This is a genomic window from Flavobacteriales bacterium, from assembly GCA_013001705.1.
Classification (GTDB): Bacteria; Bacteroidota; Bacteroidia; order Flavobacteriales_D; family JABDKJ01; genus JABDLZ01.
On sequence record JABDLZ010000136.1, the window covers coordinates 1 to 7,216 of the forward strand.

General features: G+C 48.8%; 6 protein-coding genes. 4 read left to right on the forward strand and 2 right to left on the reverse strand.

Going from position 1 to position 7,216, the window contains the following annotated elements; genetic code table 11:
• Window positions 1–292 (forward strand): T9SS type A sorting domain-containing protein (locus HKN79_05585; protein NNC83029.1); only part of this gene is annotated, 292 nt, incomplete at its 5' end.
• 209 nt (window positions 293–501) lie between these two features.
• Window positions 502–2,958: a T9SS type A sorting domain-containing protein gene (locus HKN79_05590; protein ID NNC83030.1), complete on the forward strand. Its 2,457-nt coding sequence runs from the start codon at window positions 502–504 to the stop codon at window positions 2,956–2,958.
• Between the two features lie 55 nt (window positions 2,959–3,013).
• Here the strand turns inward: HKN79_05590 and HKN79_05595 are convergent, their stop codons facing one another.
• Both HKN79_05595 and creD read right to left on the reverse strand, forming a co-directional pair.
• On the reverse strand, window positions 3,014–4,054 hold the full coding sequence (locus HKN79_05595; GenBank protein ID NNC83031.1) for a DUF2452 domain-containing protein: 1,041 nt from the start codon (window positions 4,052–4,054) through the stop codon (window positions 3,014–3,016).
• 54 nt (window positions 4,055–4,108) lie between these two features.
• Window positions 4,109–5,467, reverse strand: coding sequence for a cell envelope integrity protein CreD (creD, locus tag HKN79_05600; GenBank protein NNC83032.1), 1,359 nt, complete (start codon window positions 5,465–5,467; stop codon window positions 4,109–4,111).
• A gap of 107 nt (window positions 5,468–5,574) precedes the next feature.
• Between creD and HKN79_05605 the strand changes: the two genes are divergently transcribed.
• Both HKN79_05605 and HKN79_05610 read left to right on the forward strand, forming a co-directional pair.
• Window positions 5,575–6,825 (forward strand): O-antigen ligase family protein, encoded by a 1,251-nt coding sequence (locus HKN79_05605; GenBank protein ID NNC83033.1) that lies wholly within the window; start codon window positions 5,575–5,577, stop codon window positions 6,823–6,825.
• Window positions 6,826–6,860: 35 nt separating this feature from the next.
• On the forward strand, window positions 6,861–7,216 hold a 356-nt coding region (locus HKN79_05610; protein NNC83034.1), incomplete at its 3' end, for a YebC/PmpR family DNA-binding transcriptional regulator.

Here is a 7,216-nt window from a genome sequence, read left to right on the forward strand (position 1 = left end):
TGCTGGGGCTTCATTGTCCTATGAGAGCAAGTCCCTTGAAATGGGAATGATATCCATTCGCCCCAATCCGGCCAATGGCCGCATCACGGTACAGGCTGCATCTATTCCGTCTACAGACTTGGTCTGGCAGATCATGGATGTGTCGGGCCGTCTGGTCTTGGAAGGAAATTGGATGGCATCCAAGTCGGATCAGTTGGAGATATCTCTGGATAGATTATCGCCAGGGACCTATCAACTCAGCGTAATAGGAACACAATACTTCGGCTCGGAGCGATTTGTGATCGACCGATGAATGAACTGAATTAGAGGACTGAGAAGCCCTATTCTCCATATGAATAGGGCTTTTCTATCCAGAAAACCTAAAAGAAATTGCATCGGGATTCCTCGATTTGAACGAATTGAACTCCTACATGCAGAGTTATAGTAAAGTATACATTAAGTGCTTCAGGTACTTTCGCTCCGTTTGAATTTTCACTAAACTGCATTTTAATCTTTCAGCTTATGCATAGAACCGTAGTTCGATTCGTACTGACCATGACCATACTTTGTTCCGGATGGGGTATCCAAGCCCAATCGGAATCGCATAGGCCTGCCGATAAGGTAAGTGCCTTGCAAACAACCAACGATTTTGTAAGTGCAGACATCTTTATCGAGCAGCCCGATCGTAGTTCTCAGGATATACCAGAGAACATCAACGATTATCATCTCTTCGATATCGATGCTTCTGCTTTCCAGCAAATGCGTTCGGAATCTCCTCAAGGTCTGAGTCTCGAACTTCGTTCAGCCGATAGAGATATGACATTGGACCTTGTCCAAGTGGATATCTACAAAGCCGGATTCACAATCACCGATGGAAACGGGACCCGCTTGGCTCTAGACTCCGATCAAATGGCCATTCATTATCAAGGAGTGGTTCAAGGAGAAGAGGGCTCCCTAGTTGCACTTTCTGTTCTCCCGGACAATGAAGTGAGCGGCCTGATCTCCATTCCAGGTGAGAATGGGAATCTAGTCCTCGGTCAACTGGAAAGCTCGACCACACATATTCTCTACAATGACTCTCAAATAAGAACAGATTTCGATTTCATATGCCAATCAGTGGACGAGCAGATGGAGGCCGATGCGCCTAAATACATGGACCAACATAGGTCCACCGTCAATTGCGCAGGGATACATATCGATCTCGGAAATGATGTATATGTGCAAAAAGGAGGGACCTCTCAGGCTACGAACTACATTACTGGCCTCTTCAATCAAGTGGTGACGCTCTATGCCAACGATGATATAGCCGTGGCCATGGCCGGTCTCACCGTGTGGACCTCTTCAGAGCCATTCTCGGATTTGAATTCGTATGGGAACTATCGCAATAACAATAGCGTCTACGGTGATCTAAATGCCTATGTCAACTACGCCTTTGGTGGTGGTATCGCCTGGGTAGGTGGTCTTTGTGGCAACAAGTACTCTGTATCTGGTATCACCTCTTCGTACAACAGTGTGCCAAGTTACTCCTGGTCGGTAGAGGTATTGACCCATGAGCTGGGGCACAATCTCGGATCTCCACATACCCATGCCTGCTCATGGAACGGGAACAACACCGCTATCGATGGTTGCGGGCCCGCTGCGGGTTATGATGAAGGTTGTGACGCCTCTTTGCCCAATTCTGGAACGATCATGAGCTACTGCCATCTGGTCTCTGGAGTGGGGATCAACTTCAGCAATGGATTCGGTAGCCAACCAGCCGCACGTATCGCCAATTATCTGGATACTTCACCATGTGCGAATAGTTGTGTAACGCCTACTTGCGATGATGGAGTACAGAATGGAGGCGAGTCTGGTGTGGATTGCGGTGGGCCGGATTGCCCTGAATGCCCACCTTGTCCAGATAATGAGGTGACTTTGACAATTGTATTCGACCAATATGCTGGTGAAACGACATTCGAGGTACTCGATGCGACCGGAGCTCAGGTAGCTGCAGGCGGACCATTCAATGGTCAATCGAGTGGCTCTTCATTGGATTTCATCTTCTGCCTTCCCGATGGATGTTATGATCTGGTGATGCAAGATTCTTATGGAGATGGTATCTGCTGTGGTTACGGCAATGGATCTTATGTCATGGTCGATTCGGAAAGCAACATCCTCGCAAGTGGTGGAAGCTTTACCTTCACTGAGAGTACCACATTCTGCCTACAAGGAGATGCTCCTGAGACATGTGGACCAGCCTTCGATAATGCCCCTGTCGACCTGACCAAATCCTATGACCCGGTCAACGGGGTGCAGGACCGAGTACAAGTGAAATGGTTCAAGGCCAGCCCACAGATCAAATACTCGAGCGTGGATAGTGCAGCTTGCGATATCAAGTTCTGGAAGAAGCGATTCTTGGATCCAGAAACAGGGAATGTCTACGGAGACCCTATTCAGAATCCAGACACCATCACGTTGGAACAAGTGCAGAAGAATAACAACAACCCCCTCTTCAAATGGCCGATCAAGTATGAAGCTGAAGGGGCCAATAATGCCAAGCGTGCCGAACCGAATTTCCGCTATGAGTGGAAAGTGCGTTGTGCCTGTAAGAAAGGGGACGGTCCCTATACCCCATGGAGTGCGACCAAGATATTCAACACCCCTGATTTCGACCCAGTAACAGGAATCTACGGAGGAGCCATCATATGGGATGAAGAAAGCAATGAGGTAAAATCACTTGATACGGACCTGAGGGTGGATGTCCATCCCAATCCAACTCAAGGACTCTTGAATGTCAACTTCAAGACCCGAAAAGGAGAGAACTCACAGATACTTGTCTTCGATATGCTTGGGAATCTGGTCCTAATGGATCAGGTTCTAGGAAGCGGAACTCTAATGCAAGTGAAATTGGATATGGGACCCTTGACTCCCGGAAACTATATCCTGCAGGTCAGTAATGCCTTGCAGATATCCACATCACGCATCACGTTGGACCGTTAATGCATTGAAGGTGTTTAGGTGAAGAGACCCGGGCTGAAAAGTCCGGGTTTTCTTTTTATCCATCCACCCGTTCCCAGATCTGGTCAGCATTCAAACGGAAAGAACCGATCAACTCCCGGTTCCATGTCTCGGGAGGAATCATCGAGAGGAATAGTTCACCTTGATTATCCGTATACAGGTGATAGGTCTCTCCCAAGACCGGCTCAAAACTCACCTTGGCCCGATAGACTATCTCATTCCATGAGTAGAGCGTTTTCATCTCCTCGAATTGCTGTTTGATCTCATCGTATCGAGTCTTGAGATGGTGTGAGATCTTGGTCGCACCGGTCTTTTTCCAAAGGGTCAGATCGTTCGGCTCGATACTCGGAGCACCTTGATCGGTCGCATAGGGAAGTATACTGGCATTGTAGGTACCGCTTTCTTCATCATAGACTACCTGGTCAGGGCGCTTCTCTTCCTTTCGAAATTGGGGCATCTCGGATTCTCGTGCATAAGGATACTTGGCCATCAGATGGGCACGATGATAACTGTCCAATCCTGAGATGGCCACCGTGCCTGATAGGACCAGATCCAGAGAGCCATCCTTCGTAATATTATCAGCAGGACAGTGGATGTGCTGGATCTTTCCTACTACCAGCTTCGTATCATTGGCCGGGATGTCGATCACCTCTACGAGTTCCATTCCCAGTTTCACACGGGCTTCTTTTACATAGGGAATGGGGAAGTCCTCCAGATATTCTTCAATTAGTCCGCAGGCATCGAATTCCGATACCTCCCGATCGAATTTGGCAGAGGTGTAGTGTGCCTTCTCGGTGAAAGAATGGTGTACATGATTGATCGTATAGTTCTTGGTCTCCAAGATATTCTCCAAGCTATGGCGCTCCACACTCACCGGGCGGGTGATGAAGCCGAGCAAGGCAGGAGAGGAGCCCAGATGGATGACCGAAGAGAAGATGGCCAGATTGCTGTTTCCTTCCTTATCCTTGGTCGCTATCAGATTGGCGGATTTGAAACCGTTGATCGAGTTGATGAATTGTATCCGTTCGATACGATCCATCGCTTCGATATCCTGCTGGTCGAAATGCTTCATCTCCATGGGGCCTCAAGTTTAAAGAATAAGACAGACCTGAGGCCCAAAGTGCACCCATGCTTACTCGCTTTCTCCGCCTTTGGAGAGGGCGTACCAATCCACTTTACGTGAGAGGTACATGACCAAGGCCAGCACCAGGAAGAGACCGATACTACCGATGAGCAAGGCATAATCCTGTAGTTGAAGCGTGGTGAATATGAATCCGTACATCAATGCCAGCACCGCCATGAGTATAGCCGTCATCTTGAATTGCTTGAAGATGGCCTGGAAGTACATCGCGATCAAGGCCGTAACAGCCACACTACTTATCAGATAAGAAGGATTGAAGCCTATATGTTCGCTCAGGGCTATGAGCAGAGTATAGAATACGATCAATGCCAGGCCTACCAGAATGAACTGGATTGGATGCACCTTTTTCCCGCTGCGTATCTCCAAGAAGAAGAAGATCAAGAAGGTAAAGGCGATCATCATGAGGGCATATTTTACACTGCGAGTGGATTTTTGATAGTCATCTACAGGGGTGATCAGTGACACCCCGAATTCAGAACCGAGGATGCGGTGCTCATCATCTTTCCATTGCTGGGGGTAGTTCCTGTTGAGGCTCAGTATTTTCCAATGTGCCGTGAAACCATCTGCAGATATTTCACGCTCATCGGGTAAAAAGGCTCCCACGAAACCAGGATGCGGATAGGCGCTCGATAATGCGAATTCGGTAGTCTTGCCTAAAGGGTAGAGGTGGAGGAGTTCCGAACCGTTCAAGTCAATAGTCAATTGGAAGCTATGTTCTCCCGAGCTGCTATCGGCCTCCATGGGAACACGGGTGCTCACTCCAGAAGCCACCAGATCCCGATTATCCGTTCCTGGACTCAGGGTGTGTTCGGTATCGTTCCATCGGATATCGAGCTGATCCTGAATCCCACGCATATCCGTGATACCCAGCGATACATAGGCTTCTTCCCAGAGGATGTCCTCAGTTGCTATCTTCCACTCCTCAAAGCTGGGATGCGTGAAATTCCCTGAGAAGTCCAATTGGGAATTGTACACGACTGACTCGAAGAGGGAGATGTTACGTACCGAGGTCTTCAAGTCTCCTTCTACATACAGTGATTCAGGTAAGAAGTGCGCCTGATGACGCAATGTGATCACCTCGTCATCCTTGGTGATGGTGTGTTCAAGATAAGGTATGGTGAGTATCGGCCCGGTGATGGTCTGAGACAGTCCCCACCCATTGTTGATCGTATGTATGACCTCGGACTTGCGGTAGCTACGCTCTCTGATGAGATCCTCCACCATGGCAGCGGGTATCAGCAGGATGAGGGAGAGAATGGCGATGAAGAACAGCCTCACTGAGATGCTGCTCTGCATACGGGCATTGAGCCTTTCAAAGAAGGTACTTCCTTCGGGATGATTCGAGTCCATAGGTCGGGATTTTTGGTTTTGGAGATCCGTTGACTTGAATTAGAACAAGCACAACAGCATTCTGGTATCCGCTTAACAAAGTTTAGCATTTGAGATACATTTGGCCGATGTCATTTCGAGACATATGCGGTAAGGCTTATGAATTCTTTGTGGGTCTGGCCATGGCGGGCCTGACCTGTTATCCGCGATCAGTGCCTGGATGGCTGGGCCTAGCGCTCATTTTCGGACTCTTGGAGCATAGCTACATCTCCATCGACAGATGGCGATCGTATTCCACTTGGACATATGTCGCCCTGCTTATCCCCGCTGCTTTCTTTCTGCTCAATCTACTCGGATTGATTCACACCGAGAATATGGATCTAGGCACCAAGGATGTCGGCCGGAAGATCACTTTGATCCTTGTACCCATCTTCCTTCTCTTCAAAGGCATTTCTGCAGACCGTATCAAAAAGTGGATGACATTCTACCTGATCGGGGTCGTCATAGCGCTCAATTGGAACAATGTACATTCTGCAGTGAACTACTTCGTAACAGGAGAATCCCATCACTTCTTCGGTGAACATGGTATCACTCAGATGCACATCGGGTATTTCGCTTTACACCTACTGGTGGCCATTGGGATCGTTGTGCAACGCATCTTCAAGCATCATCTATCCAAGAGGAATTTTGCATACGGACTCGGCTTGTTGGCCATTTACATCATCTTCAATCTGATCTTGACCGGGTCCAAGATGGGTTTCTTGACACTACTGACCATGTTGGGAGTGGCATTCTCACTGATGCTCATTCGAGGTATGGGCTGGAAAAGAGTGAGTATTGCTGTGTTGGCAGTCATATTCACCATGGGACTCATCGTATCTCAGACAGACTATTTGGCGGATCGATTCTCACGTATGACGGTGGATACTCCTATCGATCCGGATACCATCGAGAGTACCCAAGCGCGTAGAATGGCCTGGATTTGCGCATGGGAGCGATTCCAAGAGACATTGCTCATCGGAGAAGGTACTGGTGATGTCCAGTCGGCTATGATGGATTGCTATGGAGAGAAGGGCTTTAGAGGACCGGCATCTGAGAATCTAGGACCGCATAGCCAATATCTGGAATCCGGAATCGCAGTGGGGGTGCTAGGATCCATCACGGTACTACTGATGTTCTTGATCCCCTTGGTGCGTGCCTTGCGTTCTCAGCATATCGTCTCCACCATGTTCTTCTTGTCCTTCTTGATGGCCTGTATCAGTGAATCCATGTTCGAACGCGCCATGGGCATCCATCTCTTCGCCTTGGGACTACCGCTCATGTTGGCGTGGATCGAATTCAGAGAAGAAGAACTACGGGCAGGAGTGAAGGGCATGTAGTAAATTAGTCGACTTTAAATCGCAAGAGAGATACTATGGGAAGAGCTTTTGAATACCGCAGAGCAGCTAAGGAGAAGCGTTGGGATAAGATGTCCCGCATTTTCCCGAAACTGGCAAAGCAGATACAGATCGCGGCCAAGGAAGGGGGTCCTGATCCGGATACTAATGCCACACTGCGTACAGCTATCCAGAATGCCAAAGCCCAGAACATGCCCAAGGCCAATATCGAGGCTGCCATCAAACGGGCTACCGGTAAAGATGCCGAGGACTATGTGGAAGTGAACTACGAGGGCAAAGGACCACACGGGGTCCTCGTCTTTGTGGAGTGTGCCACCGACAATACCACCCGTACCGTGGCCAATGTGAAGTCCTATTTCAATAAGGTGGACGG

Excerpts from the sequence above, each read along its gene's own strand:
- HKN79_05595 (NNC83031.1), bottom strand. The coding sequence starts at position 4,054 with ATGGAGATGAAGCATTTCGACCAGCAGGATATCGAAGCGATGGATCGT.
- HKN79_05605 (NNC83033.1), top strand. The coding sequence starts at position 5,575 with ATGTCATTTCGAGACATATGCGGTAAGGCTTATGAATTCTTTGTGGGT.
- HKN79_05590 (NNC83030.1), top strand. The coding sequence starts at position 502 with ATGCATAGAACCGTAGTTCGATTCGTACTGACCATGACCATACTTTGT.
- creD (NNC83032.1), bottom strand. The coding sequence starts at position 5,467 with ATGGACTCGAATCATCCCGAAGGAAGTACCTTCTTTGAAAGGCTCAAT.